Source organism: Rhizobium mesoamericanum STM3625, assembly GCF_000312665.1.
Lineage (GTDB): Bacteria > Pseudomonadota > Alphaproteobacteria > Rhizobiales > Rhizobiaceae > Rhizobium > Rhizobium mesoamericanum.
The window spans coordinates 1,982,647-2,009,184 of sequence record NZ_HF536772.1; the positions used below are offsets into that span (position 1 = coordinate 1,982,647).

The following is a 26,538-nucleotide window of genomic DNA, read 5'->3' on the forward strand; positions in this document are numbered from 1 at the left end:
GGGGCCGCGTCGCTTAGCGACCGCCGGCTGCGCGTCGGCGCCCCGAGCCGCAGAGCAAAGACGGCGCGTGCCGTAATGGAGCCAGCCGAATGATCCGGCGTTTCCTCCTCGTACTGGCAGTCGTTCTTTCCTCGGTACCTGCCTTTGCCGTCAATCCGGACGAAGTTCTTGCCGATCCGAAGCTCGAGATGCGGGCCCGGGCGATCTCGGCGGAACTGCGCTGCATGGTTTGCCAGAATCAGTCCATCGACGATTCCAATGCCGAGCTCGCAAAGGACCTGCGGCTGCTGGTGCGCAAGCGGCTGACCGATGGCGATACGGACGAGCAGGTCATGAACTACATCGTCTCGCGATACGGCGAGTTCGTGCTTTTGAAGCCGCGCCTTGAACCGAAGACGATCCTGCTATGGGGCGCGCCGCTTCTGCTGGTTGTTGCAGGCGGCCTCTCGCTGATCGTCTTCGCGCGCAGAAGGGCCGGCCGACCGACAGGCTCCAAGCTGACAGCCGAAGAACAGGCACGATTGCGCAAACTGCTCGACGAATGATCTTACGGCCGCCCATGGAGGCGGCTTCGCATCAGCGACCCGACAAGCACGGCGGTGAGTGCCAGAACCACGCAACCAGCGGCGATTGGTCCAGCAGAGGGCGAATATATGTCCATCGCCGCGCCGACCGAGGATGAGCCCACGGCACTGCCGACCGCGTAGGCAAGAGCGAAGGCCGCACTTCCCGCAACAAGCGTATCGCCGGCATAGCGCTCGCCAAGGATTGTCAAGGCACATGTGTAAAGTGAAAAGCTTGCCGCGCCCATGATGCCGAACATCACCAGGATCGCTGCCTGCGACTGAAGAAACGGGATCGCGATGAAGCTCAGCCCGGCAAGCAGGCCGGAGCAGATAGCGACGCCGAAGCGCGATGTCTTGTCGAGGAGCCAACCGACCATCGGCTGGGCAAGTGCCGTCGGTAATGCAAGCACCGTAACGCTGATCGCCGCGAACGCCTCGGAATAGCCGAGCCGGACGAAATAGACCGGCATGGCCGAGATGGCGGCAATATCGGCGAATGCGAACGCGACTACCATGCAGATGAGAAGCGGCGCGCTTCTGACAAATTTGAAGAGTGCCCCCGATGCGGCCTGTTCGGGTAGCGTTCGGGCTCTCCGGGTCAGGATGATCGTCAGGAAGGCGACGCAGGCGACATAGACAGCAAGGAGAGCGAAGGCGAAGCCTTGCGCGGTCCCGAAAATTGGGATCACGAGCGGACCGGCAGCAAAGCCACCGCACATCCCGGCGCCATAGAGGCCGGAGACGCGCCCGCGCAGGCGGTCCGGACAGGCCGTGTTGAGCCAGGCCTCGCTCAGCATGAAAATGAGGCTGACGAAGAAGCCGAGAAAAAATCGCGCGAAGCACCACACCCAGAAAACATCGAATGTCGCAAAGGTGGAGAGGCTGACCGCACAACCCACCAACCCCGCAACGATCAGGCGATCGCCGCGCATCTTGCGCGACAGCCATGTGACCGCAAATGTTGCCACGGCCAGACCCGCCGCAAAGCAGCCTGCGTTGAAGCCGATAAGGCTCGGCGTAACATTGCGTTGCTCGAGGACGAGAGAAATCAGCGGGTAGGTCAGCCCTTGCGCAACCGCAAAGGCGGTGACACCGAAAATGACCGCGGCGAGCGCGGCAGTGTCGGGCGCAAAATCCTCTCCCGTGACCACATGGGCCATCGTCTCGTCCTCCTACGGTTGTAGGAGGAGGCTTATCGACTCCGACCGCTTTAGTCGAGGGCGAGATTGTATCCAGATCGGACCGCGGACATATGGCACATTACGAATTTTTCATCGCTCAGACAGTTCGCAGTAAGGTGTGCGGTCCTATATCTTGCTCCATCAACCGATCCGGTCATCCTGATCATGTCGATATAGAAGTCAAAGAAGGTGCCACTCATGTTCAAGAATATCAAAGCTCCGTCGCTCAATACCGCGCTGAAGGCTTCGACCGTCGCCGGCCTTACCGCTGCGGTGCTTGCGACCGGTATTCCCCTCGAAATCACGCGTTCCTACGCCGAAGCGGTGAAGGTTCAGGCGCCGTCCGTTCCAAGCTTTGCGAATGTCGTTGATGCTGTTTCGCCGGCAGTTGTTTCGGTACGCGTCGAAAACCGCGTTAACCCTGTGGCCGACGATGATGGCAATGGCTTCACGTTCGACTTCAACGGCCGCGGCTTCGACGATCTTCCGGATGCCTTGAAGCCGTTCTTCCGCCAGTTCGGTGAGCAGGGTCCGCAGGGCCACCGCGGTCCGCAGGGTCATCATGGCCCGCAGGATGGCAAGGGTCGTCTGCGTCCCGTTGCCCAGGGCTCCGGCTTCTTCATTTCTGAGGACGGTTACATCGTTACCAACAACCACGTGGTATCCGACGGTGCGGCTTTCGTCGCCGTGCTAAACGATGGCACCGAACTCGATGCCAAGCTGATCGGCAAGGACCCGCGTACCGATCTCGCCGTTCTCAAGGTCGACGGCAAGGGTCGCAAGTTCACCTATGTCAAATGGGCCGACGATAACAATGTTCGTGTCGGCGACTGGGTTGTTGCGGTCGGTAACCCCTTCGGTCTCGGTGGTACGGTCACGGCCGGCATCGTTTCGGCTCGCGGCCGTGATATCGGCTCCGGCCCGTATGATGATTACCTACAGGTCGACGCTGCGGTGAACCGCGGCAACTCGGGTGGTCCGACTTTCAATCTCAATGGCGAAGTCGTTGGCATCAACACCGCGATCTTCTCTCCGTCCGGTGGCAGTGTGGGTATTGCGTTTGCCATCCCGGCCTCTACCGCCAAGGATGTCGTTGCAGACCTGATGAAAGACGGTCAGGTGTCCCGCGGCTACCTGGGGGTCCAGATCCAGCCGGTTACCAAGGACATTGCTGACTCGCTTGGCCTTTCCGAGGCAAGCGGCGCGTTGGTCGTCTCCGCCCAGCCGGGAACGCCTGGCGAGAAGGCCGGCATGAAGGCAGGTGATGTCGTGACCGCGGTCAACGGCGAAACCGTCAAGGATGCCCGCGACCTCAGCCGCCGTATCGGTGCGATGACGCCGGGCAAGAAGGTCGAACTATCCGTCTGGCGCTCTGGCAAGGCTCAGTCTCTGACGGTCGAACTTGGAACGCTACCTGCTGAACAGAAGGATGCTTCTGCTGAGGACGGCGATCAGGCACCGGAAAGCCAGGCTCCTGCTTCGGAAAAGGCGCTGGCCGATCTCGGCCTCACGGTCGGTCCGGCTGAGGATGGCAAGGGCTTGCAGATCACCGGTGTCGACCCGAACTCCGACGCGGCCGACAAGGGCATCAAGGAAGGCGAGAAGATCACCTCGGTCAACAACCAGGAAGTCTCCAATGCCGACGATGTCGTCAAGGTCCTGAACCAGGCGAAGAAGGATGGGCGCACCCGCGCGCTGTTCCAGATCCAGTCGAAGGACGGCAGCCGCTTCGTCGCCCTTCCGATCAACGGCCAGGGCTAATCATCCCGACCCTGACAGGATGGGAGTCGCGCCCTACGGGCGCGGCTCCTTTTCGCCAATATCCATAGGGTGAATGCAATGACCTCTGTGCAGCAGGAAGAAGGTTTAAGCCTTGCCGAAACGCACCCGGCAAGTAATGTCGGCCGCATGAAGATTCTCATCATCGAAGACGATCTGGAAGCAGCGGTCTACCTCACCAAGGCCTTTCGTGAGGCGGGCATAGTCGCCGATCATGCGAGCGATGGCGAAAGCGGGCTCTTTATGGGCTCGGAAAACACCTACGACGTGATCGTGATCGATCGCATGCTGCCGCGCCGCGATGGTCTGTCTGTTATCAGCGAACTGCGCCGCAAGGGAGTTCACACGCCCGTTCTCATTCTCTCCGCCCTCGGTCAGGTGGATGATCGCGTAACCGGCCTCAGGGCAGGCGGCGACGACTACCTCCCGAAGCCTTACGCGTTCAGTGAGCTTCTTGCCCGCGTCGAGGTGCTGGGTCGCCGCAAGGGCACACCGGACCAGGATGTCGTTTATCGCGTCGGCGACCTTGAACTCGACAGGCTTGCGCATGAGGTTCGCCGCGGAGGCAAGGAAATACCGCTGCAACCTCGCGAATTCCGCCTCCTCGAATATTTGATGAAGAACGCCGGTCAGGTCGTGACCCGCACGATGCTTCTCGAGAACGTCTGGGATTACCACTTCGATCCGCAGACCAACGTCATCGACGTTCACGTGTCTCGTCTGCGATCGAAGATCGAGAAGGACTTCAATCAGCCGCTTCTCAAGACCATTCGCGGTGCGGGCTACATGATCAAGGACGAGGGATGAACCGCTTCTGGTTTCTCTTCAAGTCCACAGCAGTCCGCCTTTCGGCACTTTATATCCTGCTCTTCGCGATCTGCGCCGCGACTTTGGTCTTCTATGTGACGGCGATGTCCGAGCGGCTCCTGACCAACCAGATCCGCGAGGCTGTGCAGCAGGAGGTGGATCAGGTCCAGCGCGCCTATGATACCGGCGGCATGAATCTCCTCCTGCGGACAATGGAACGCCGCGCGCGCCAGCCGGGCGCCAATCTCTACATTATTGCAGGTCCTTCAGGCGATATCCTCGCCGGCAACGTTGCGTCCGTGCAGCCTGGTGTCCTCGATGAGGAGGGGTGGACCTCCTTGCCGTTCATGTATCAGCGCTATGCCGAAAGCGGCCTCAGCCGCAGGCATATGGCGGTGGCCAACATCTTCGTGTTGGACAACGGATTGCGCCTCCTGATCGGCCGCGACCTTGGGGAACCAGAGGCCTTCCGCGGGCTGGTCCGGCAGGCGCTGATGATCGCCCTGGCGATCATGGGCCTCGGCGCCATCGTCATATGGTTCGGTATCGGCCGCAACGCCCTGAAGCGCATTGACCGGATGTCCGATGCCAGCAAGAAGATCATGGCCGGTGATCTCTCGCAGCGCCTTCCGGTCGGGGGCTCGGGCGACGAGTTCGATCGCCTTTCTGTGTCGCTCAATGCGATGCTTGGTCGGATAGAGAAGCTGAACGAGGGCCTACGGCAGGTTTCCGACAACATTGCGCATGACCTGAAGACGCCTCTGACCCGGTTGCGCAACAAGGCCGCCGATGCACTGGACACAACCGACAGTGAAGTGCGACGCACTGCGCTCGAGGGGATCATCTCCGAGTCCGATCAGCTGATCCGCACGTTCAACGCACTGCTGATGATCTCGCGTGTCGAGGCGGGATCGGTCGCTGCGGAAATGTCACCGGTCGACCTCTCTGCCATCGTGGCTGACAGCGCGGAACTCTATGAGCCCGTCGCTGACGAAGCTGGGCTGGCCCTTACGTCGTCGATCGAGCCTGATGTTGAAGTGCAGGGCAACCGCGAACTGATCGGCCAGGCGATTTTCAATCTCATCGATAATGCAATCAAGTATTCCTCGGATGTGGATGCCCACGGCGATATAACGCTCACACTGGTTCGCCGTCCTGACGGTATTTGCCTTTCGGTTGCCGATCGCGGACCGGGTATCCCAGCCGAGAAGCGGGACGATGTACTCAAACGTTTCGTGCGGCTTGATGAAAGCCGGTCAAAACCCGGCACTGGCCTTGGTCTCTCGCTGGTTGAAGCGGTGATGGAACTGCACGGTGGGAAGCTGGAGCTGTCCGATACCGATCCGCAAAATCAGGAGAAGCGAGGCCTTAAGGTCAGCATGGTATTTCCAGTGAAATAGCACCTTGCGAGCACCATGGCGCGGATCGAATTCGATGTTGGCCACAGCCGCCATAGACCCTACCTTAGATCGCAGTTGCCGGAAGCTGCTATGATTCTCCCCGGCGGTTCTTGGTTCTCTTCGCCAGGGAGGGTGCATGCTGACGAGTTCGAGGCATAGCCTTGTTGATGTAGCCGAAGGGTTGCTGAAGCCGCTGAACAGGAGCGAGCTGAAGCTTGCCCTGACGGACCTCCAGAAGATCGGCAAAAGCGAGCCGGCTGTGGCGGAGATGCTCAAGGCGGAAGGCGCACTTTGCGACTTCGTCACCGCCGCGCTGACCCTGTCTCCCTATCTGCGTGACATTGCGAACATCGATACGGCAATCCTCGCAACCGCAATTTCGGAGCCGCTGGAGCCGCGCATAGAGGCCCTAATCGCGGAGGCGCGCGCATGCTGGAAACCGGCAGCAGGGGGTGAGGCGCCGAGTGAAGCCGAAGTCATGAGCCATCTGCGCATCATCAAGCGCAGGGTTGCCTTTCTTGTCGCCCTCGCAGATCTCGCCCGCATATTCGACAGCCGCGTGACGACCGCCTGGCTGAGCCTGCTGGCGGAAGCGTCTGTTGGGGCGGCGATCGATCATCTCCTGCTGGCGGCTCACGATGGGCGCAAGGTTGCGCTGAAGAACGCAGCAGCTCCGAGCGAGGGCTCGGGGCTGATCGTCCTCGGCATGGGCAAGCTTGGTGCCTCCGAGCTCAACTATTCGTCGGATATCGATCTGGTCGTATTCTTCGACGAACAGGCGGGGATCGTCGCGGATCCCGACGACGCGATCGAGATCTTCCCGCGGTTGATGCGGCGACTCGTACGGATCATGCAGGAACGGACGGCGGATGGATACGTCTTCCGCACCGACTTGCGGCTGCGGCCCGACCCGGGATCAACACCGCTTGCGATCCCGGTCGATGCGGCGATGATCTATTATGAGGGCAGGGGACAAAACTGGGAGCGTGCTGCCTTCATCAAGGCGCGCGCGGTCGCTGGGGATATCCGCGCTGGCGAACAGTTCCTGCGCGGGCTCGTTCCTTTCGTCTTCCGTAAATATCTCGACTACGCGGCCATCGCCGATATTCATTCCATCAAGCGGCAGATCCATGCTCATAAGGGGCATGGCGCGATCGCCGTTAAAGGACATAATGTGAAGCTCGGTCGCGGCGGCATCCGTGAGATCGAGTTCTTCGCACAGACGCAGCAGCTGATCGCCGGCGGCCGGATGCCGGAGCTTCGTTCCCGCGGCACCGAAGAGACGCTGAGCGCGCTGACAAAAGCGAAGTGGATCGACGAGGAGACCCGCGACGAGCTGACCGAGGCCTATTGGTTTCTTCGTGATGTCGAGCATCGCATTCAAATGGTGCACGATGAGCAAACGCATCTTCTTCCGGAGTCAGAAACCGACCTGAAGCGCATCGCCTTCATGATGGGCTTCGATGATACGCCGAGTTTCGCCGCCCGGTTGGTCGAAGTCTTCAAGACGGTCGAGCGACGCTACGCGCGCCTGTTCGAACAGGAAACCAAGCTCTCGACCGGAACAGGCAATCTGGTTTTTACCGGTCAGGGGGATGATCCCGATACGCTGAACACGCTGCGTAAGCTCGGCTTCGAGCGGCCCTCCGATATCTCGCGCGTCATCCGCACATGGCACTACGGCCGCTACAAGGCGACGCAGTCGGTGGAGGCGCGCGAGCGCCTGACGGAATTGACGCCGGAATTGCTGCGCGTGTTTGGTGAGAGCAAGCGCGCCGACGAGGCGATCCTTCGCTTCGACAGCTTTCTCTCGGGTCTACCCGCAGGCATTCAGCTTTTTTCCCTTCTCGGCAGCAATCCCGCGCTGCTTTCGCTGATCGTCAACATCATGTCCTCAGCCCCAAGACTGGCGGAGGTGATTGCCGCCAAGCCGCATGTCTTCGATGGCATGCTCGATCCAGGCCTGATGGCGGAATTGCCGACACGCTCCTACCTCGCCGAACGGATCCGCGCCTTTCTCGCGCCTGCTCGATACTATGAGGAGGTGCTCGATCGACTACGGATCTTCGCTGACGAACAACGCTTTCTCATTGGCATCCGGCTGTTGACCGGCGCCATCCGGGGTGCCATGGCGGGCCGCGCCTTCACGCATTTGGCCGATCTTGTCATCGAAGCGGCGCTCGATGCCGTCATGAAAGAGATCAGGACCGCACATGGCGATTTTCTAGGTGGCCGCGTCGCTGTCGTGGGCATGGGCAAACTAGGCAGCTTCGAACTGACGGCCGGTTCCGACATCGATATCATCCTGCTCTACGACTACGACGATGAAGCCGCCGAATCCTCGGGTCCCAAGCCGCTCGACGCGCCGCGCTATTTCACCCGCGTCACGCAGCGGTTGATCTCGGCGCTCTCGGCGCCAATGGCGGAAGGAGTGCTCTATGAGGTCGACATGCGCCTCAGGCCGTCCGGGAACAAGGGGCCGGTCGCCACTCGCATCAAGTCGTTCGAAAAATATCAGCGCGAGGAGGCCTGGACCTGGGAGCACATGGCGCTGACGCGTGCCCGCCTCGTGTGCGGTGACAAAGAACTGATCAAGGAGGCCGAGCGGATCATCGCAGAGGTTCTCCGTTCGAAGACCGGCGCGGAGAAGATCGCCAAGGACGTTTCCGAAATGCGTGCCTTGATCGAGCAGGAAAAGCCGCCGGCGAGCATCTGGGACCTGAAGCTTATTCCGGGCGGACTGATCGATATCGAATTCATAGCGCAATACCTGCGGCTGGTGGCATCCACCAAAGGCATCGCGATCGAGGAGGACGATTTCAATACGGCGGGACAGGTGAAGCTCGTCGGCGCGGAGCTGATGAACCGTGATGACATGGAACTCTGCCTGGAAGCACTGTCGCTCTATACGGATATTTCACAGCTCATTCGCCTCTGCATCGATGGTTTGTTTGATCCGAAGGAGTCTCCCGCCGGCCTCATCGACCTTGTCTCTCGTGTAGCCGACTGCCCTGACATCAAGACTGTCGAGGGAGAGATCAAACGGCTTTCGAAAGCCGTTCGGAAGATATTCCAGAAAGTAGTGAAATCTTAGCGACCGTTGTTAGGGATGTGCAGGGAAATGACGGTGCCGATGGCCTCGCGCGAGCGGATTTTCATCTTGCCCCCGTGAAGGGTCGTCAGAGACCGCGAGATCGCCAAACCAAGGCCAGAGCCTCCCTTGCTTTTCGCGTATTGGCTTTGCACCTGCTCGAATGGCTGGCCAATTTTGCCGAGTGCGGCGCGGGGGATGCCGATGCCGGTGTCTGCAATCGTCAGCATGACACCGCTGTTGGTGCGGCGCGTGCGAACGGCGATGCGGCCGCCTTCATTGGTGAACTTAACCGCATTGGAGAGCAGGTTGAGCAGGATCTGCTTCATGGCGCGGCGGTCGGCGGTCAGCCGCATCCCATCGCAAATACGCTGTTCTACGAAGATATTCTTCTGTGCGGCCGGAATCGCGGTGAAGCGAAGGCTTTCCTCGATGAGGGGCGCAAGATCGATCGTCTCGAACTCGAGCTTCATATGGCCGGCTTCGATCTTCGACATGTCGAGAATGTCGCTAATAACGTTCAGGAGATGCTTGCCGCTGTCATGGATGTCGCGGGCATACTCATTGTACTTCGACGAGCCAAGCGGGCCGAACATCTGGTCCTGCAGGATTTCGGAGAAGCCGAGGATTGCGTTAAGAGGCGTGCGGAGCTCGTGGGACATGTTTGCCAGGAACTCGCTCTTTGCCCGGTTTGCAGCTTCTGCGCGCTCCTTCTCGACAAGATAGTTTGAGTTCGCGACGGAGAGTGCAGCCTTCTGGCTTTCTAGGGTCTGGCGGGAGGCGGAGAGGTCGCCGATCGTTGCCATGAGCCGACGTTCGGAATCGCGCAAGCGCTCCTGGTTTCGCTTCAAAAGCGTGATATCGGTGCCGACTGAAACCATGCCGCCATCGCGCGTGCGGCGCTCGTTAATCTGCAGCCAGCGTTCGTCGGCAAGCTGCACCTCGGTTGTGCGGGAATAGCCGGAGCCGTCAGCATCTGCAATCCGCCGTTCGATTACCGGCCGTGCTGCCGCAGCGTTGACGACGCTATGTTCGGTCCCCGGCACCAGGACGCTATCGGGAAGTCCATATGCCTGCTGGAAATGCGTGTTGCACATCACAAGCCGGTCGTTCTTGTCCCAGAGCACGAAAGCTTCCGACGTGCATTCGATGGCGTCCGCCAGTCGCTGATCGGCCTCTGCGTAACGCTGCGCGAGGCGGTGCTGCTCCGTTACGTCCATCGCAATGCCGATCATATGGACACGGCCTGAATTGGTGCGGATCACCTGGGCGCGGGCGCGCATCCAGACGTAGTGACCACCGGCATGCCGCATGCGGAAGATCTGGTCGACTTGGCCGGCGTCGCCGCGAGCGATCGACCGGGCGATTTCGTAGACGCCGCCGTCGTCCGGATGCATCAGACGGGCTGCATCGCTGAAGCACATCGTCCGGTCTGAGCCGGGAAGACCGAGCATCTCGTACATCGAGCGCGACCAGTAGAACTCGCGCCTGTCGAAATCGAAGTCCCAGAGACCGCAGCGGCCGCGCGACAGCGCCGTTTCGACACGAAGATTCGACTCCAGAAAAATGTCGTCGGCGTCGCGGGCGCGCTTCACCTGCATGTAGTAGGCATAGAGAATGACGAGGAGGATCGAGGAGATTCCGGCAAACAGAGTTACGTTGAGTGTAACTTCGTCGCGCCAGAGCTTGCCGATCCGTTCCAACGACGTTGCTGCAATGACGTAGCCGCCAGAGTTGCCGATGAGACTGATTTCCGCGTAGTGCGGAAGTCCGCTGATTTTTGTCTCGATGACGCCGGCGCGATCACCAAAACGGCGAACCGCCGAGATCTCCGAGAAGAAATCGCCGACGCTGGCGCCGAGGTAAGCCGAGCCGGCAGCGGTTGCCGCAAAGACCTTGCCACTCGGCTGCACAAGCAGCACGAATGCGTCGTCATCCAGGCGATCCTGCGGCAAGAAGCGCGCCAGTCGAGCCTGTGCCTGCATGACGTCAGCGGTTTCGAATATATGGGGGGCATCGGCGAAGGCCGCAGCGGCGGTGGCAGCGGCGAGAGCGGTGGAATGACGGGCAGCGGCCTCCGTTCGTCCGTATTCAGAAACCATTCCGAAAAAGTGCGATGCAGCGACAACTGTAAGGAAGGCCACGATCAGGATCGGAATAATTCGCTTCAGCACGATTTCGACCTGGGAGAGGCTGCGCGAAGACGACGAAGATAGGGTGGATCGCCGGGCTGAAAAGCTGTCCCGCCAGGCCAGGAGGCCGTCGAAATCGACACGCAGCCGCCCCTCGGCTGCGGTTGCCCGCCGCACGTTCATCATCTCTTCAGCCTTGATCCCTCGTGTGATTCGCGGCGCCGCTCGCCCGAACCTAACTCAATGAATCACTGGCGATTCGCCTTGTCCAGAGGAAAAGGTAAAAATCTGTTAACTGATTCTAGATGCTGAATTTTCTTTGGCGATCGGACTGCCGCTGCAAGCGTTGCAGCAGCAATCGATGGCAAATCACCCTTTCAGAGTGCGTTCGACAATGTCGCGGACGTCGGTCGAAAGGTCGGGCACGCGTTCAATTTCCAGCAGGGCGGCGCGCGCATGATCTTGCCTAACTGGCTCAAGGGATCGCCAGGAACGCATTGACGTCAGAATGCGGGCGGCCAACTGAGGGTTGCGCTGATCAATGTCGAGGATCTCATGCGCTAGGAAGCGGTAGCCTGCGCCATCGACACGGCCGAATCCGGTCGGATTGGCGAAAGCGAAAGTTCCGATCAGCGAACGGACGCGATTGGGATTGGTCCTCTTGAATAGAGGGTTCTCCATCAGCGTCTTTACCCGATCGAGCGTACCGGCGCCTGGTATGGTGGCTTGGACGGAAAACCATTTGTCGAGGACCAGCGCGTTCTCCGAGAAGCGATCCTTGAAGAACGACAATGCTTCAAAAGCTTCAGGACGATCCGGGAAGCGATGAGCAAGGACCGTCAACGCGTGCAACAGGTCAGTCATGTTATTTGCGGCATCGAAGGCCGCTTTGGCGCGTGCCGGCGAATTCTCGGCATAAGCGAGGTAGGTCAGCGCGGCATTGCGCAAAGCACGGCGGCCGGCACTCGTGGCGTCGGGGCTGAAAGCGCCTGGCGTCGTCATAGCGTCGTAGAGTGCAAGGAATGTGTCCTGTCCGGCGTCCGCGACTTGCTTCATCACAGCCTGGCGTCCGGCATGGATCGCGTCCGGATCGTTATCGCCGCCGAGTTCTCGGGCGATATCAGCTTCACTCGGCAGCGCCAGGGCCTGGGCGCGGAAGGCGGGCTCGAGGCTCTCGTCGGCCGCGGCCGCTACAAGGGTATCGACGAATGTTGCTTCAGAGCCGACGGCTTTTCCTTCGCGGGCATCGCGCGCCGCGTTCAGGAGGTTCGGGAGCGCAAGGTCGGTCAGGGCCTGCCAGCGTGCGAAATGGTCCGTTTCATGGCGTGCGAGCAGCGCTAAGTCGGCGGGCGACTGGTCGAAGTGGAGGTTGATCGGTGCCGAGAAACTGCGATTGATCGAGACCACTGGTCGCGACGGGATGCCCTGAAATACGACCGTTTGCGTGCGTTTGGTCAGATGCAGAATGTTGCCGGCATACTCCGCACCGTCGACCGAGGCCGGAGCTATGGTGAGCCCATCTTCCGCGAAGAGCTGCAGATTGAGCGGAATGTGCATCGGCTTTTTCTCGGACTGGCCGGGCGTCGCCGGAATCATCTGCTCCAGCGAGAGGCTGAAGGTCTTTGCGGCCCCATCGTAGGAGCCGGAGGCCGTGATCAGCGGCGTGCCCGCCTGATGGTACCAGAGCGAGAACTGTGCAAGGTTGCGCCCGCTGGCATCCTCGAAGCATTTAACGAAGTCCTCGATCGTCACTGCTTGGCCATCGTGACGATCGAAGTAGAGGTCCATGCCCTTCTTGAAAGTATCCTTGCCAAGCAGCGTCGCGATCATGCGCGTGACTTCGCTGCCTTTCTCGTAGACGGTCGTCGTATAGAAGTTATTGATCTCGCGATACTTCGTGGGCCTGACCGGATGCGCGAGCGGACCTGCATCCTCCGGGAACTGTTCGGATTTCAGGTGGCGGACCTCGGCGATGCGCTTTACTGGGCGCGAGCGCTGATCGGCCGAGAACTCGTGATCGCGATAGACAGTCAGTCCTTCCTTCAGGCACAGCTGAAACCAGTCGCGGCAGGTGATGCGGTTGCCGGTCCAATTATGGAAGTATTCGTGGGCGATGATCGCTTCGATGTTGGCGTAGTCGCTGTCCGTGGCGGTCTCGGGATCGGCAAGGACGTACTTGTCGTTGAAGACATTGAGCCCCTTGTTCTCCATAGCGCCCATGTTGAAGTCGGATACGGCGACGATCATGAAGATTTCGAGATCATACTCGCGTCCGAAGACTTCCTCGTCCCACTTCATCGACCGCTTCAGTGCGTCCATTGCGTAAGCCGCGCGCGGCTCCTTGCCATGCTCGACATAGATCTTCAGCGCGACCTCGCGACCGGACATGGTCGTGAACGTATCTTCGATGACCCCGAGATCGCCGGCGACCAATGCGAAAAGATAGCTTGGCTTGGGATGCGGATCGAACCAGGCGCCGAAATGCTTGCCTTCGCCATAGCCAGCACCGCCGAGGAAGTTGCCGTTCGACAGCAGTACCGGATTGGCGGCCTTGTCGGCTATGATGTTGACAGTGTACGGCGCGAGAACGTCTGGGCGGTCCGGGAAATAGGTAATACGCCGGAAGCCTTCGGCTTCACACTGCGTGCAGTAGATCCCGCCGGTGCGGTAGAGGCCCATCAGCTGCGTGTTGGCTTCGGGATTGATGACCGTCGTGATCGTCAGTTCGAACGGTTCGGACGCGGGCAAATCGCGGACTGTTAGGCTTGCAGGCGTCGCCGTGTATTGCTCTGCCGGCATCTCCGTCTGGTCGAACAACAGTCCAGAAAGCACCAATTCATCGCCATCGAGCACAAGCGGGGCTTTGGGGTCTGAGCCTTCGCGGCGGTGAAAGATCAGGCGTGCTTCAACCTTGGTGGCTGTAGGATCAAGTTCAAAGGTGAGATCCACGCGTTCCAGGACGAATTCGGTGGGCTGGTAGTCTGCCAGATTGATGACCTGGCCGGTATCTGTACGCATGGTGTTCCCTGAAGACCTTGAGCGGATGACTGGGTCGTAAGCGGAGTGGGCACTCCACAACAAATTTTGACGGCATGATTACATTAAAGTCTGAACCAAAGTTAAAGCCAAATGACGGCAGCGGAAGATTTGGAGGTATCGGACGCGGCTATATTGGGGCGGATCCGCGAGTAGGATTTTAACTGGGTCCAGCTGGTGCATGATTCGTACCGATTCATTCGGTCCGCCAGTCTATTTAGATTGCTCGATCATCTGGAAACTTTCCAATTTTCCGTCTGTTCATACGGCGCGACTGCTGTCACAGTCAGGACGCGTCGAGTCTGGCGCGTCCTCCTACCTCCCAATAGCAATACAAGAGTTCAAGACATGCGACCGGCTACGGGAAACCCGATGAGGGGCATTGCGTTCAAGGTCGGTTCGGTGCTCGTCTTTCTTGCAATGCAGACCTTCATTAAGCTCGCCGGCAGCGACATTGCGCCAGGGCAGGTGACCTTCTGCCGCTCCTTCTTCGCATTGTTTCCGATCATGAGCTACCTCGGTTATCAGGGCCAGTTGCGGTCGTCATTCTACACCGCCAATCCGGTCGGCCACCTGAAGAGAGGAACGCTCGGCATCATCTCTATGGGACTCGGTTTTTACGGGCTGCTGCATCTGCCGCTGCCGGAGGCGATTGCGCTTGGTTACGCTATGCCGCTTGTGGCCGTGGTTTTTGCAGCATTGTTCCTCGGCGAGACCGTACGAATCTATCGCTGGAGCGCGGTGCTTTTCGGGATGGTGGGTGTCGCTATCATATCCTGGCCGAAGCTCACGCTGTTCCGCGAGGGCGGCATCCATGCCGAGCAGGCAATAGGTGCAATCTCGGTCCTGATGGCCTCGGTGCTGGGCGGCATGGCCATGATCCAGGTGCGACGATTGGTCGAGGAAGAGAAGACCGCAACAATCGTTCTCTATTTTTCGATCACCGCCGCGGCGTTCTCACTCGTGACGGTTCCATTCGGCTGGCAGGCCCTTGATCTGAAACCGCAATTGTTTCTCGTTGCAGCCGGTTTCTGTGGAGGTATTGCGCAGATCCTGTTGACGGAGAGCTATCGACACGCGGATGTTTCGACGGTTGCTCCGTTCGAGTACACATCGATCGTTCTCGGCAGCGTTATTGCTTACCTGGTCTTTGGTGATGTCCCCGGTGGCAGCACGCTTGTGGGCACCGCGATTGTCGTGGCTGCCGGGATATTTATCATCTACCGCGAACGCCAGCTTGATCTGGAGCGCCGCGCAGCGCGGCAAGCAGGTTCATAAAGTGGCCCCATCTTGGCATTGTGATCGCCCCGTGGAAGTTCTCGCGCATTGCGGGAGAAAATCAACGAAATAGTGAACGACGTGCGAACGGTTGTTGCGCCTTATGAACTTGACGAATCTTCACCTATTCGGGAATGCGCATGTTGCGGGTTGATCGACCTCACGGCACCAAGTGGTTGCCGAGCCGATGACCCTGTATTGGGAGAAAAATGCCTTTCAGTGCCGAAGACTTGGTTGCGAACCCGAAATTCATACTAACCCTGCGCTTTCACGCTGGACGAATGCGCGGCATGTTCGATGCAGGCCCGCGGCTGGCACGACTGCTCGCTTCCCAGCAAAGGTGGCTGCTGACCCAGACCGCCTATGCCCTTGCCATGGAACGCGATCCGGCTGATCCGGCTTCGGGCTTCACGGCCGTTCGGCTGACGGGCGAGATCACATCCCTGAAAGTGGCCAGTCGCAACACCGTGCTGAGCTTCATCGACGAACTCCTTACTTACCGCTTCATAGCCTATGAGCCGGGGGCGGAGCGGCGCCGTCCCCGCCACTTCGAACCCGCAGAAATCAGTCATCAGGCAATATTTGGATGGCTCGTCTCGAACCTGGGAGCTCTTGACTTGGTGGACGGTGGGAGCCGGGCTGCACACGTCGAGGCGCATCCGGAATTGGTTCGGATCCTTCAGCCGCGTATCGCGCGCAATTGCCTTCGAGATCCGCTGTGGCGAGACCCCGCAGAGCATGTGGGGCTTTTCCTGTGGAACGACGCCGGCAGTCTGATCGTCGATCACTTGGTATCCCGAATGGATGTGGGAAATGACCCCAAGCACGTTATTGTCGGTCATGTCGACAGTCGCGCTCTTGCTGCCGATTTCATGATATCACGCACGCACTTGCAGCGCCTTTTTGCCAAGGCAGCGCAGCAGGGATGCATTGGCTGGGAGACGAGCGAACGGAAACCTCTGCTCTGGATGTCCCGCTCATTCCTCGAACAGTATAGTCAGTGGCAGGCAATCAAGTTCGCTTATGTGGATGAAGCGTTCCAATGGGGAACGAGATAATCGCGACAAAGCGTCGCCCACGAAGCGGTCAGATAGTCGAAAATGTGCCTGGCGCTAAGGCTGCGCAACGGGAAGGCCGACAAGTGCCGGCCTCGACCTCAATATTGCTGAAAATCCGCAAAGATCGCTGCAGGGCGCGCGATTCGGCCGCTTGCGCCAGTACCCCGAGCAACCATTTGCTCGTTCGTGGCGAAGCCGATACGGCTGTAGCTTTGCGTTGTGCGACCCTGCTCATTGGCAAGGCGAAGGGTTTCAAACCCGCTGTGGATTGGTCGAAAACGTGCCGTCATTGCCTTGGTTCCTGTTGATTCCTCCCAAGACACACCGCTATATTGCACTGCAGCATGAAGTTTTCAATGCGTCAGAATAACGAGCAGATATGCGCAAAGCGCATAGATGTTTTAAAAAAGCATTCATAATTGCTCATTTTGACAGCAAATCAGAGTGCTGCCAGTTTGGCCTGAAAAGCCAAAAGATCGTTCCAGGCGAGGCGCTTATTGATGGGGGCCGTCAATAGATCCTGTGGATGCAATGTCGCGATTGCAGGAACGACGCGGTTTGCGACCGCGATCTCCCGCCAATGCCCGCGCAGACCGTGAATAGTATCGTTCTCTCCAAAAAAGACCCGGGCAGCAAAATTGCCGAGCACGAGAATTGCCTTCGGTTCGGCAAGGGCGATCTGCCGCTCGATGAAAGGGCGGCAGATGTCCATCTCGGCGGTCGACGCAATGCGGTTGCCTGGTGGTCGCCAGGGAATGACCTGTGTCAGTAATATGGTATCGCGCTGCAGGCCGATTGCCGCGAGCATCTTATCGAGCAGTTGGCCAGGTCGTCCGGAAAAAGGTTGACCTTCTCGGTCATCGTCAGCGCTCGGGGCTGAACCGATCACCATGATTCCGCTCGCCACATCTCCGCTCGCGAAGATCGTCGAGCGTGCGCTGTGCTTAAGGTTGCAGCCATTGAATGCCTCAATCGCCGTCTTCAGCTCGGCCAGTGAGCGGGCGCTCTCAGCAGCAAGGCGCGCCTGTTGTACGGCCTCCCCATCGGGGATTGACGGTTGCGGTCGCTGAGCGGTGCGTTCGGGGGAAGGGGCATTCCTTTGTGTTGGCTGTGCCGCCGGGCGAGACGAGGATTCCCGGGATTCGGTAGCCTGCGGGGAGGTGGCCGCACTCCGTCGCGCCGCCTTCATTGCCTCGAACTCGGCGAAGCGGTCGACAGCTTCCTCTTCGAGCAACCACTCCACGCCGGCTTCCGCATGGAAATGCAATAGGGCTGCGAGTTCGCCCGCAGAGAGTTCGTTGACGGAGATCATGGGGCGACTTTAGCGAAGCCCAGACGTCAATGAAAGAGTGTACTGGCTGCAAGCAGACCTATTGCACCGTCCATTGCTCGATGTCCTCGCGTTCGCCAATCAGCGCCAGGCCGTGGGCTATGGACAGCAGTTCGCCGCCGGTCTCAATGCGGTCCGCGTCGAAGCGCTCGGTGAAAATGCGGCGCACAGCCGGTACGAACGACGTGCCGCCGGTGAGGAACACCTTATCGATCATGTCACATGTCGTCTTCGTCTTCTCCAGCACGTCATCAAGTGCGCCTTCGATCCGCGCGAGATCATCTGCAATCCAGCTCTCGAAGTCGACGCGCCTGATGGTGCGGTGACCTCCGCGGCCGAGAGGGGCGAAGTCGAAGGCAGCCTCATCGGCAGCCGAGAGCGCCATTTTGGTTGCCGACACCGCCTGATAAAGCGGGTAACCTTCGTCGTGATCAACAAGGTCGATGAAGGTCTCAAGCTTCTCGGGTTCGAGTGCCGTGCGCACGAGCCTCTTGAGATCCTCGAATTCGCGCGATGTCTTGAAGATGGAGAGCTGGTTCCAGCGACCGAAGCTGGAATAGTAGTTCGTCGGAACTTCAAGGATCTTGTCGAAGCTCTTGAAATGACTCCCCTTGCCAATCTCAGGCGCAACGATGTTGTCGATCATGCGATAGTCGAAATGGTCGCCAGCGATCCCAACGCCCGAATGGCCGATAGGGATTGCCGTCAGCTTTCCGCCGACTGTTTCGAACCGGATAAGCGAATAGTCGGTCGTACCGCCGCCAAAATCGGCGACGAGCACGGTGGCATCGGACTTCAGGTTCTGCGCGAAGTAGAAGGCAGCGGCCACTGGCTCGTAGACATAGTGAACCTCTGGAAAGCCGAAGCGGGAGAGCGCCTCGTTATAGCGCTCCGTCGCCAGCACGGGATCGGGGCTTGCGCCGGCAAAATGCACCGGACGCCCGGTAACGATGCGCTTCAAATCGGACGGCCAGTTGTCCCCGGCATAGTTCCGGAGGCGCCGAACGAAGACCTCCATCAGATCCTCGAAGCTATGACGCTTGGCGTAGATCAGGGTGCCCTGGAATAGCGCGCTTGCGGCAAAGGTCTTGATCGACTGCAGGAACCGGCAGTCGCCGGGATTGTCGATGAATTGCCGAATTGCCGCGTGTCCTGCCTCGACCTTCAGGGCGGATGCACCGAGCTTAGAATCCTTCATGAAAGACAAGGCAGTGCGCATGCTATCTGCGTTGCCGGCCGTACTCGTAAAGGCCATTGAATGCGTCGTCTGCCCGTCTGCCGTGGCCAAAACCGTGTTCGTTGTGCCGAAGTCGAATCCCAGCGCCTGAGCCATGCTCGCACCTCATCCTGCCGATTATTGTTTTGAGATCGGAGGTCCAGCCTCCGCAAGGGCGCGGAAGGACCGGCCCGAATTTCAGGAGGGCGCGTGATGCCACAGAGGCCGTCGTTATTCAAGGCTTGAAGCGAAAAATGAAGCGGGCGCCAGCGGCGCGCCGCTGTTCTCTATTCGGCTGCCATTGCTTGTCGTATCTCCTCATCGCGTTCGGTCTTCTTCTTGCGTCCGAAGCTGAGAAGCCAATCGCTAAGCCTGCCCATCTCAACGAAAATTACCGGGGTGATGAACAGCGTCAGTGCTTGTGACACGAGAAGACCGCCGACGACGGCGATGCCCAGCGGCTGACGAAGTTCCGAACTTGCTCCAGTCCCGAGAGCGATGGGAAGCGCGCCGAGGAGGGCACAGAAGGTCGTCATCATGATCGGGCGGAAGCGCCGAACACAGGCTTCGTGGATTGCTTCCGACGGCGACATGCCGTTGCCGGCGCGAAGATTTTCCAATGCGACGTCGATCATCATGATTGCATTCTTCTTGACGATGCCGATCAGCATTAGCAGACCGATGAGCGCGATGATCGAAAAATCGAAGCCCATCACCTTCAGTGCGAACAAGGCACCGAGCGCTGCGGCGGGCAGGCCGGAAAGGATCGTCAAGGGGTGGATGAAACTTTCGTACAGGACACCCAGCACGACATAGATCGTCAACACGGCGGCCAGGATCAGAAGTGGGGTGTTGCCCTGGGACTGCTGGAATATCTGCGCCGTGCCGCCATAGGACGTGAAGACGTCGGCAGGCATATTGATATCCTTCTTGATCTGGTCGATCGCGGCAGTGGCGTCGCCGAGCGCTTCACCTGAGGGCAGGTTGAAGGAGATTGTCGTCGAGACAAGCTGACCGGTCTGGTTGATCGTCACAGGCCCTGTCGTCCGCTGGACGGTAGCAAAGTTTGATAGAGGAACCAGGGCGCCGCTGTCGGACGCAACGCGGATTTCCTGGAGCTTTTGATCGTCCCATGGCTTGCTGGTGTCGTATTCCACGATCACGTCGTAACTGTCGCCGGTCGACTGTATCTGTGCAGCGGTATAGCCACCAAAGGCTTCCTGCAGCGTCGTACGCAATTGCCCGTCGGTGATGCCGAAGGCCGCGGCTTTCTCCGTATCGACCACGATATCGGCCTGCAAGGCGTTGTTCTGCGCGTCTGAAGCCACGTCGGTGAATCGCGGATCGGCACGCATTGCCTGCTGGATCTTGTTGGCCCAAATGTTTGTCTGATCAGCACTCAGTGCCTGGACAACCAGCTGGTATTGGCTCGCGGTCTGGCGGCCGCCGAAGCGAAGGCTTTGCTGCGGCGTTATGTATGCCTGAAGGCCCGGAATCTTGCTGATGCTCGCTCGCAACTCCCGCAACGTCTGATCTAGCGGCGGTCGCTGTTCCTTGTCCTTGAGTTCGACATACATCGTGCCATTGTTGAGCGGGCTGCGCGCATTGCCGCCGACGATCGACATGACGTGGTTGACGGCGGGATTTCGCTTTACCAGTTCTGCCGCCTGGTTCTGCAGCGCCTGCATTGCCGCGTAGGAGATGTCCTGGCGCGCGCGCGTCGAGATGTTTAGACGGCCGATATCCTCGGTGGGGAAAAAGCTCGAGGGCATCGTCATGAAAAGGTAAGCAGTTAAGCCTACCGATGCCACGAACAGAGAGAGGACCGTAGGACGATGCTTAAGGCACCAGCCAACCGATCTCTCGTACCCTCTGAGGGTCCGTTCGAAACCTGCGTCGAACCAGCGGATGAAGAAAGGTGGCCGGTCGTGGGCGCTGCCGAGCCGCGATGCAAGCATCGGTGTCACCGTGAGTGACACGATCGCGGAGGCCACGATCGCGATAGCGACGACCATGCCGAATTCGTTGAAGATGCGGCCGACGACGCCGCCCATCAACAGGATCGGGATGAAAACGGCGATCAGCGACACCGACATCGAAATGATCGTGTAGCTCACTTCCCCGGCACCTTTGATCGCCGCGTCGAGAACCGGCATGCCTTCCTCGACGTGTCGGAGAATATTTTCCAGCATGACGATCGCATCATCGACGACGAGGCCGACCGCAAGCGTCAATCCGAGCAGCGAAATGTTGTCGATGCTGTATCCGAGCACGTACATCATGCCGAAGGTGGAAATCAGCGACAGCGGCACCGCTAGCCCGGGAATGATCGTCGCCGTCAAATGGCCGGTAAAGAAGTAGATGACGAGGACGACGAGGCCGATTGTCAGCAATAAGGTGAACTTCACGTCGCTGATTGCGTCCTTGATCGGCTGTGCGGAGTCGTTCATGACTTTCGTCGAAACCGAGGCCGGAATCTCGGCGTGGAGGCCAGGCAGCTTTGCCCTGATTGCGTCAACAACCTCGACCGTATTCGCATCGGGCTGGCGTTGAATGGCGAGAATGATGCTGCGGTTGCCATCGTACCAACTGCCGGTATTCTGGTTCTGAACACTGTCCTGCACGTCGGCCACGTCGCCGAGATGGATTGGCGCGCCGTTCGGATTGGCTATGACAAGCGTACGGAACTCGCCGGCATTGGTCCGCTGGGTGTTCGCATTGATCGTCATGCTCTGCGTGGCGTTTTGCAGTGAGCCGACGGGAACTTGGCTGTTGGCCGCGACCAGCGCCTTATTGACAGTATCGATGCCGATCCCGCGGTTTAGAAGCTTGTTTGGATCGACCTCTACCCGAACCGCGTAGGTCTGCGCGCCGAAGACCGAAACCTCGGCGACACCGGGAAGCGTCGAAAGGGACGGCGAGATGATGTCCTCGGCAATCTCATCGAGCTTGCTGCGAGGCATGGTATCGCTCTGCACGGCAAGCAGCATGACCGGCGCGTCGGCAGGGTTCGTCTTGCGGTAGCTTGGCGGCGTTGTCATGTTGTCGGGCAACTGGCGGGTCGCATGCGAAATCGCCGCCTGAACGTCGGCCGCCGCCGCGTCGATGTTGCGATTGAGGTCAAACTGCAGGACGATGCTAGTATTGCCGAGCGAGTTCGTGGCGCTGATTTCGCTGATTCCAGGAATTGTCTGGAACTGTTTGATCAGTGGCGTCGCCACCGAGGTCGCCATTGTCTGCGGTGAGGCGCCAGTAAGAGCGGCCGAGACGTTGATAGTCGGGAAATCGACTTGCGGCAGGGCTGCCACCGGTACCAGCTGATAGCCAGCAAGGCCTGCAAGCACGACGCCGATGGCAAGCAGCGTGGTCGCGACAGGACGTCGGATGCAGAAATTAGGTATCATTCTTCCGTGCCCGCCTTTACGTTTGCGTTTTTGCTCGCGGCCTGATCGATGGAGGCAACGTTCAATGCCTGGTTGTCGAACTGCTCCTTGACCTCCTGTTGATCGACCAGCTGCGCCTGCCCTTCGACAATAACGTGGTCGCCCTCGGCTAGGCCACTCGCGATCGCGCTAAAGCCGCCGTTCGCGCGTGCCACGGTGACGGGTGTGACGTGAGCCTTCCCGTCACGCACCACAATGGCGAAGAACCCATCCGCACCTGGGCTGACTGCAACGGTGGGAACGACGACCTGCTGCTCGTTATTGTTGAAGTGGACGACAATATTGACGGATTGCCCGGGCCAGAGGGCGCCCGAGGCGTTCTCAAATTTAGCCTTCGCCAGAATGGTGCCGGATGCCGGATCGACCGCGTTGTCATAAAAACTGATGCGGCCCTGGCGCGGTTTGCCTTTGTCGGATTGGGGAACGGTGCTGACGTCGACTGGTCCTGCGCCAAGGGCAAGCTTCAACTGCCGGAGGTCACGCTCCTGCAGATGGAACTTCACATAAATCGGATCGTATTTTGCGATCGTTACGATCGCCGAGCCAGCGTTCACGAAGGCGCCGGGGCTTACGGAGATATCGCCGAGGCGCCCGTCAAAGGGTGCGCGGATATCGGTATGCTCGAGCAGGACCTGATCGGCGGCGAGCGCCGCCTTGTCCGCCTCTACCATGGCCGCCGCGGTATCGCGCGCCGCCTTCGCCTGGTCGTAGCTTTGTTGCGTCCCGGCCTTCGAATTTAGTAGGTCGTTCGCACGGGCCAGTGCAGTTTCGGCCTCGGCCAGGGTTGCCTGATCACGCACGACCATGGCGCTGTCCTTGTCGACCGTTGCTTGTGCTGTGCGGGCATCCAGCTCGGCGATGAGGTCGCCCTGTTTGACGGTAGCGCCGTCGGACGCCAGGATTTTCGTAACAATGCCCTGTTCCTGGGCGGCGATCGTCGTGGTGTCTTCTGCCTCAGCCCAGCCGGATGCCGTGACGTCTCGGGGGAGGGTTGTCTTGACCGCCGCGACGGTCTTTACCAGCGTTGGCCCGCCATTGCGGTTCCGGCCCTTGCTGCCGCCCTTTTGATCGCCGGGTTTCTGGTACGCATCACCGGCAGCTTGGCTGCCGCCATTGCCTCTATCTGACTGCTGTCCCATTGGCAAAAATTGCGAAAGATAAGGGATATTTTCCCTATATTGCCATGCGCCGACGCTGGCAGCAGCGAGGATGCAAACTGTGACAAATAGCTTTTTCATATGCAGAACCGGTTTGTGGCAAGTTGCGCGGAAATCTAGGTTCTATTGAACCACGTCTATTACGGCGCAAAAAAGACACAATTGCCGCACCCACTATCACTAAGTGGTTATAATAGCTTAAATTTTTGTAATGAAAGAGTGTACTGAAATGACATTTGTTGAACATCGGCCATGTGCCGTAATCTAGACTTTCGTAATTTCTCCTTTTCGATCAGACGGATCGCGCCGCTCCGCCGTCGCAGCGCACGAGACTGCCGGTGATGTAGCTCGCCGGCTGGCTGCAGAGGAAGGCCGCGGTCGCTGCGAACTCTTCGATCGTGCCATAGCGGCCCATGGGAATCGCTGCTTGTTTTGCGGAGCGGATTTCATCGAGGCTTTTACCAGTGCGCTTGGCGGCGGCACCATCGAGATCGTCAAGTCGGCCCGTCAGAATGCTGCCGGGAAGCAGGAGGTTCGAGGTGATGCCGAATCGACCAATCTCCGTTGCCAGCGTTTTGCTCCAACCGGCGAGGGCGGGACGCAGCGTATTCGAAAGAGCGAGGTTTGCAATCGGTTCGATGACACCTGATGATGCGACGGTGAGAATGCGTCCCCACCCTTGTGCCTTCATGGATGGCAACACTGCATTGGTGAGCGCGATAACGCGAAGAACCATCGAGAAAAAGTAGGTCTCCAACTTCTCGGGTGTCATATCCTGCGTCGTCCCCGGGGTTGGGCCTCCGGTATTGTTGACCAGAATGTCAACGCCGCCGAGCTTCTCGTGTACAGCGGCGGTCACTGTTTCCACGAAATTCTCATCGGAAAGATCGGCCCAGATCCAATCGGCCTTGCCATTTCCTTCGGCATTGATAGCGCGGCAATTTGCTTCCAATGCCTCGCCACTGCGCCCGCAAAGGAGAACATTTGTGCCCTCACGCGCCAATGCCAGCGCGATCCCATGACCCAGTCCACGCGACGACGCCAAAACAAGTGCGCGCTTGCCTTTGATGCCCAGATCCATGCCGAAATCCTCCAGTCGTTCGTCTCTCTATACGGCGCGTCGAAACGAGACGAAAGCGCCGGTTGCAATTTCTTCTGTTTGACGTTTACGTAAACTGAATATAAATATTCCGCCCCCAGAAATGCTGTTTCGCGAATTGGGGGACTCGCTGTCGTTTCCCGGCTCGACAATAGTCCTGTGTTTTGACAAGAGATAACCCGATCACGGGGAATATGGCTGCAATGTCGGCCGAGCGGAGTTTGATGCATGGCCGATACGACTGAACTGCCCGAACGCGAGAGCATGGAATTCGATGTTGTGATCGTCGGTGGCGGTCCTGCGGGATTGTCAGCTGCAATCCGTCTGAAGCAGGTCAATCCGGAACTGTCGGTCGTTGTTCTCGAGAAGGGGGCGGAAGTCGGCGCGCATATCCTGTCGGGTGCGGTTGTCGATCCTGTCGGTATCGACCGACTGCTGCCCGGCTGGCGCGAGGAGGAGGGCCATCCGTTCAAGACTGAAGTGACGGACGACCACTTCCTGGTGCTCGGCCCGGCCGGCTCGGTGCGCCTGCCGAACTTCATGATGCCGCCGCTAATGAGCAACCATGGCAACTACATCGTGTCGCTCGGGCTCGTCTGTCGTTGGCTCGCCACCAAGGCAGAAGAACTTGGCGTCGAGATCTATCCCGGCTTTGCCGCCACCGAAGTGCTCTACAACGACGAAGGTGCCGTCGTCGGGGTGGCCACCGGCGACATGGGCATCGAGAAGAACGGCGAGCCCGGCCCGAACTACACCCGCGGCATGGCGCTTCTCGGCAAATACGTTTTGATCGGCGAAGGCGTGCGCGGTTCGCTCGCCAAGCAGCTGATCGCCAAGTTCGATCTGTCGAAGAATCGTGAGCCGCAGAAGTTCGGCATCGGCATCAAGGAACTCTGGCAGGTGAAGCCGGAGCACCACAAACAGGGTCTGGTGCAGCACTCCTTCGGCTGGCCCCTCGGCATGAAGACCGGCGGCGGCTCCTTCCTCTATCATCTCGAAGACAATCTCGTAGCCGTCGGCTTCGTCGTCCACCTGAACTACAAGAACCCCTATCTTTACCCCTTCGAGGAATTCCAGCGCTTCAAGACCCATCCGGCGATCCGCACCACCTTTTCGGGGGCTAAGCGCCTCTCCTATGGTGCCCGCGCCATCACCGAGGGCGGCTATCAGTCCGTGCCGAAGCTTTCCTTCCCCGGCGGGGCGCTGATCGGCTGCTCGGCCGGCTTCGTCAACGTGCCGCGCATCAAGGGCAGCCACAACGCGGTGCTGTCGGGCATGATGGCGGCAGACCGGATCGCGGCTGCGATCGCCGCTGGCCGCGCCAACGATGAAGTGATCGAGATCGAGAATGACTGGCGTTCAAGCGACATCGGCAAGGACCTGAAGAAGGTGCGCAACGTCAAGCCGCTGTGGTCGAAGTTCGGCACGGCGATCGGCGTCGCGCTTGGCGGCCTCGACATGTGGACCAATGAGCTCTTCGGCCTTTCGCTCTTCGGCACGCTGAAGCACGGCAAGACCGATGCGGCCTCGCTGGAGCCGGCCTCCAAGCATAAGCCGATCGCCTATCCGAAGCCGGACGGTGTTCTTACCTTCGACCGTCTGTCCTCGGTGTTCCTGTCGAACACCAATCATGAGGAAGATCAGCCGGTGCATCTGCAGGTCAAGGATATGGGCCTGCAGAAACGCTCCGAACATGACATCTATGCTGGTCCGTCGACCCGTTACTGTCCGGCCGGCGTTTATGAATGGGTTGAGAAGGACGGAGAGGATGTCTTCGTCATCAACGCCCAGAACTGCGTGCACTGCAAAACCTGCGACATCAAGGACCCAAACCAGAACATCAATTGGGTGCCGCCGCAGGGCGGCGAGGGACCGGTCTATCCGAATATGTAAGAGGCATGCATCAGCAACGCCTGCACCATACGGCGGGCGCGCCCCGATGAACTGCCGCGCCTGACTGAGATC

17 protein-coding genes are annotated in these 26,538 nt (G+C 59.3%); 8 read left to right on the forward strand and 9 right to left on the reverse strand.

From position 1 onward, the window contains the following. Window positions 1–89 precede the first annotated feature (89 nt). Window positions 90–545 carry a cytochrome c-type biogenesis protein gene (locus BN77_RS09635; RefSeq protein ID WP_007531046.1) on the forward strand — a complete coding sequence of 152 codons (456 nt, stop codon included), beginning with the start codon at window positions 90–92 and terminating at the stop codon, window positions 543–545. 2 nt (window positions 546–547) lie between these two features. Here the strand turns inward: BN77_RS09635 and BN77_RS09640 are convergent, their stop codons facing one another. Beyond that, the gene (locus BN77_RS09640; protein WP_007531048.1) at window positions 548–1,726 is read right to left on the reverse strand and encodes an MFS transporter; all 1,179 of its coding nucleotides are present in this window, start codon (window positions 1,724–1,726) and stop codon (window positions 548–550) included. Window positions 1,727–1,945: 219 nt separating this feature from the next. Between BN77_RS09640 and BN77_RS09645 the strand changes: the two genes are divergently transcribed. The 4 genes from BN77_RS09645 to BN77_RS09660 all read left to right on the forward strand — a co-directional run bounded on the left by BN77_RS09645 (window position 1,946) and on the right by BN77_RS09660 (window position 8,827). After that, window positions 1,946–3,508, forward strand: coding sequence for a Do family serine endopeptidase (locus tag BN77_RS09645; protein WP_007531050.1), 1,563 nt, complete (start codon window positions 1,946–1,948; stop codon window positions 3,506–3,508). A 147-nt stretch (window positions 3,509–3,655) separates the two neighbouring features. Next, on the forward strand, window positions 3,656–4,333 hold the full coding sequence (locus BN77_RS09650; protein WP_208856455.1) for a response regulator transcription factor: 678 nt from the start codon (window positions 3,656–3,658) through the stop codon (window positions 4,331–4,333). Next, entirely contained in the window at window positions 4,330–5,733 is a 1,404-nt protein-coding gene (locus BN77_RS09655) for a sensor histidine kinase (RefSeq protein ID WP_007531054.1), read from the forward strand. Before BN77_RS09650 ends, BN77_RS09655 begins: the two co-directional genes overlap by 4 nt. A gap of 136 nt (window positions 5,734–5,869) precedes the next feature. Continuing rightward, a complete protein-coding gene (locus BN77_RS09660) occupies window positions 5,870–8,827 on the forward strand; it encodes a bifunctional [glutamine synthetase] adenylyltransferase/[glutamine synthetase]-adenylyl-L-tyrosine phosphorylase (RefSeq protein WP_007531057.1) in 2,958 nt (985 codons plus the stop codon). Here the strand turns inward: BN77_RS09660 and BN77_RS09665 are convergent. Together BN77_RS09665 and pepN are read right to left on the reverse strand one after the other, a co-directional pair. Then, window positions 8,824–11,142 (reverse strand): PAS domain-containing sensor histidine kinase, encoded by a 2,319-nt coding sequence (locus BN77_RS09665; RefSeq protein ID WP_007531059.1) that lies wholly within the window; start codon window positions 11,140–11,142, stop codon window positions 8,824–8,826. The two genes, BN77_RS09660 and BN77_RS09665, sit on opposite strands and share 4 nt — an antisense overlap. A gap of 183 nt (window positions 11,143–11,325) precedes the next feature. Continuing rightward, a complete protein-coding gene (gene pepN, locus BN77_RS09670; RefSeq protein WP_007531061.1) occupies window positions 11,326–13,974 on the reverse strand; it encodes an aminopeptidase N in 2,649 nt (882 codons plus the stop codon). Between the two features lie 366 nt (window positions 13,975–14,340). Between pepN and BN77_RS09675 the strand changes: the two genes are divergently transcribed. Continuing rightward, a complete protein-coding gene (locus BN77_RS09675; protein WP_040677004.1) occupies window positions 14,341–15,270 on the forward strand; it encodes a DMT family transporter in 930 nt (309 codons plus the stop codon). Window positions 15,271–15,479: 209 nt separating this feature from the next. Continuing rightward, window positions 15,480–16,328: a hypothetical protein gene (locus BN77_RS09680; protein ID WP_007531066.1), complete on the forward strand. Its 849-nt coding sequence runs from the start codon at window positions 15,480–15,482 to the stop codon at window positions 16,326–16,328. A 98-nt stretch (window positions 16,329–16,426) separates the two neighbouring features. Here the strand turns inward: BN77_RS09680 and BN77_RS34730 are convergent, their stop codons facing one another. The 6 genes from BN77_RS34730 to BN77_RS09710 all read right to left on the reverse strand — a co-directional run bounded on the left by BN77_RS34730 (window position 16,427) and on the right by BN77_RS09710 (window position 24,555). After that, window positions 16,427–16,618 (reverse strand): hypothetical protein, encoded by a 192-nt coding sequence (locus BN77_RS34730; protein ID WP_040677005.1) that lies wholly within the window; start codon window positions 16,616–16,618, stop codon window positions 16,427–16,429. A gap of 149 nt (window positions 16,619–16,767) precedes the next feature. After that, on the reverse strand, window positions 16,768–17,640 hold the full coding sequence (locus BN77_RS09690; protein ID WP_007531070.1) for a uracil-DNA glycosylase: 873 nt from the start codon (window positions 17,638–17,640) through the stop codon (window positions 16,768–16,770). Window positions 17,641–17,698: 58 nt separating this feature from the next. After that, entirely contained in the window at window positions 17,699–18,991 is a 1,293-nt protein-coding gene (locus BN77_RS09695) for an Hsp70 family protein (protein ID WP_007531072.1), read from the reverse strand. A 170-nt stretch (window positions 18,992–19,161) separates the two neighbouring features. After that, window positions 19,162–22,278: an efflux RND transporter permease subunit gene (locus BN77_RS09700; protein ID WP_007531074.1), complete on the reverse strand. Its 3,117-nt coding sequence runs from the start codon at window positions 22,276–22,278 to the stop codon at window positions 19,162–19,164. Continuing rightward, the gene (locus BN77_RS09705) at window positions 22,275–23,555 is read right to left on the reverse strand and encodes an efflux RND transporter periplasmic adaptor subunit (RefSeq protein WP_040677006.1); all 1,281 of its coding nucleotides are present in this window, start codon (window positions 23,553–23,555) and stop codon (window positions 22,275–22,277) included. The genes BN77_RS09700 and BN77_RS09705 overlap by 4 nt, the downstream gene beginning before the upstream one ends. A 211-nt stretch (window positions 23,556–23,766) precedes the next feature. Further along, window positions 23,767–24,555 (reverse strand): SDR family oxidoreductase, encoded by a 789-nt coding sequence (locus tag BN77_RS09710; protein ID WP_007531077.1) that lies wholly within the window; start codon window positions 24,553–24,555, stop codon window positions 23,767–23,769. A gap of 246 nt (window positions 24,556–24,801) precedes the next feature. Between BN77_RS09710 and BN77_RS09715 the strand changes: the two genes are divergently transcribed. Beyond that, window positions 24,802–26,466 (forward strand): electron transfer flavoprotein-ubiquinone oxidoreductase, encoded by a 1,665-nt coding sequence (locus tag BN77_RS09715; protein ID WP_007531079.1) that lies wholly within the window; start codon window positions 24,802–24,804, stop codon window positions 26,464–26,466. The last annotated feature ends 72 nt before the right edge of the window (window positions 26,467–26,538 follow it).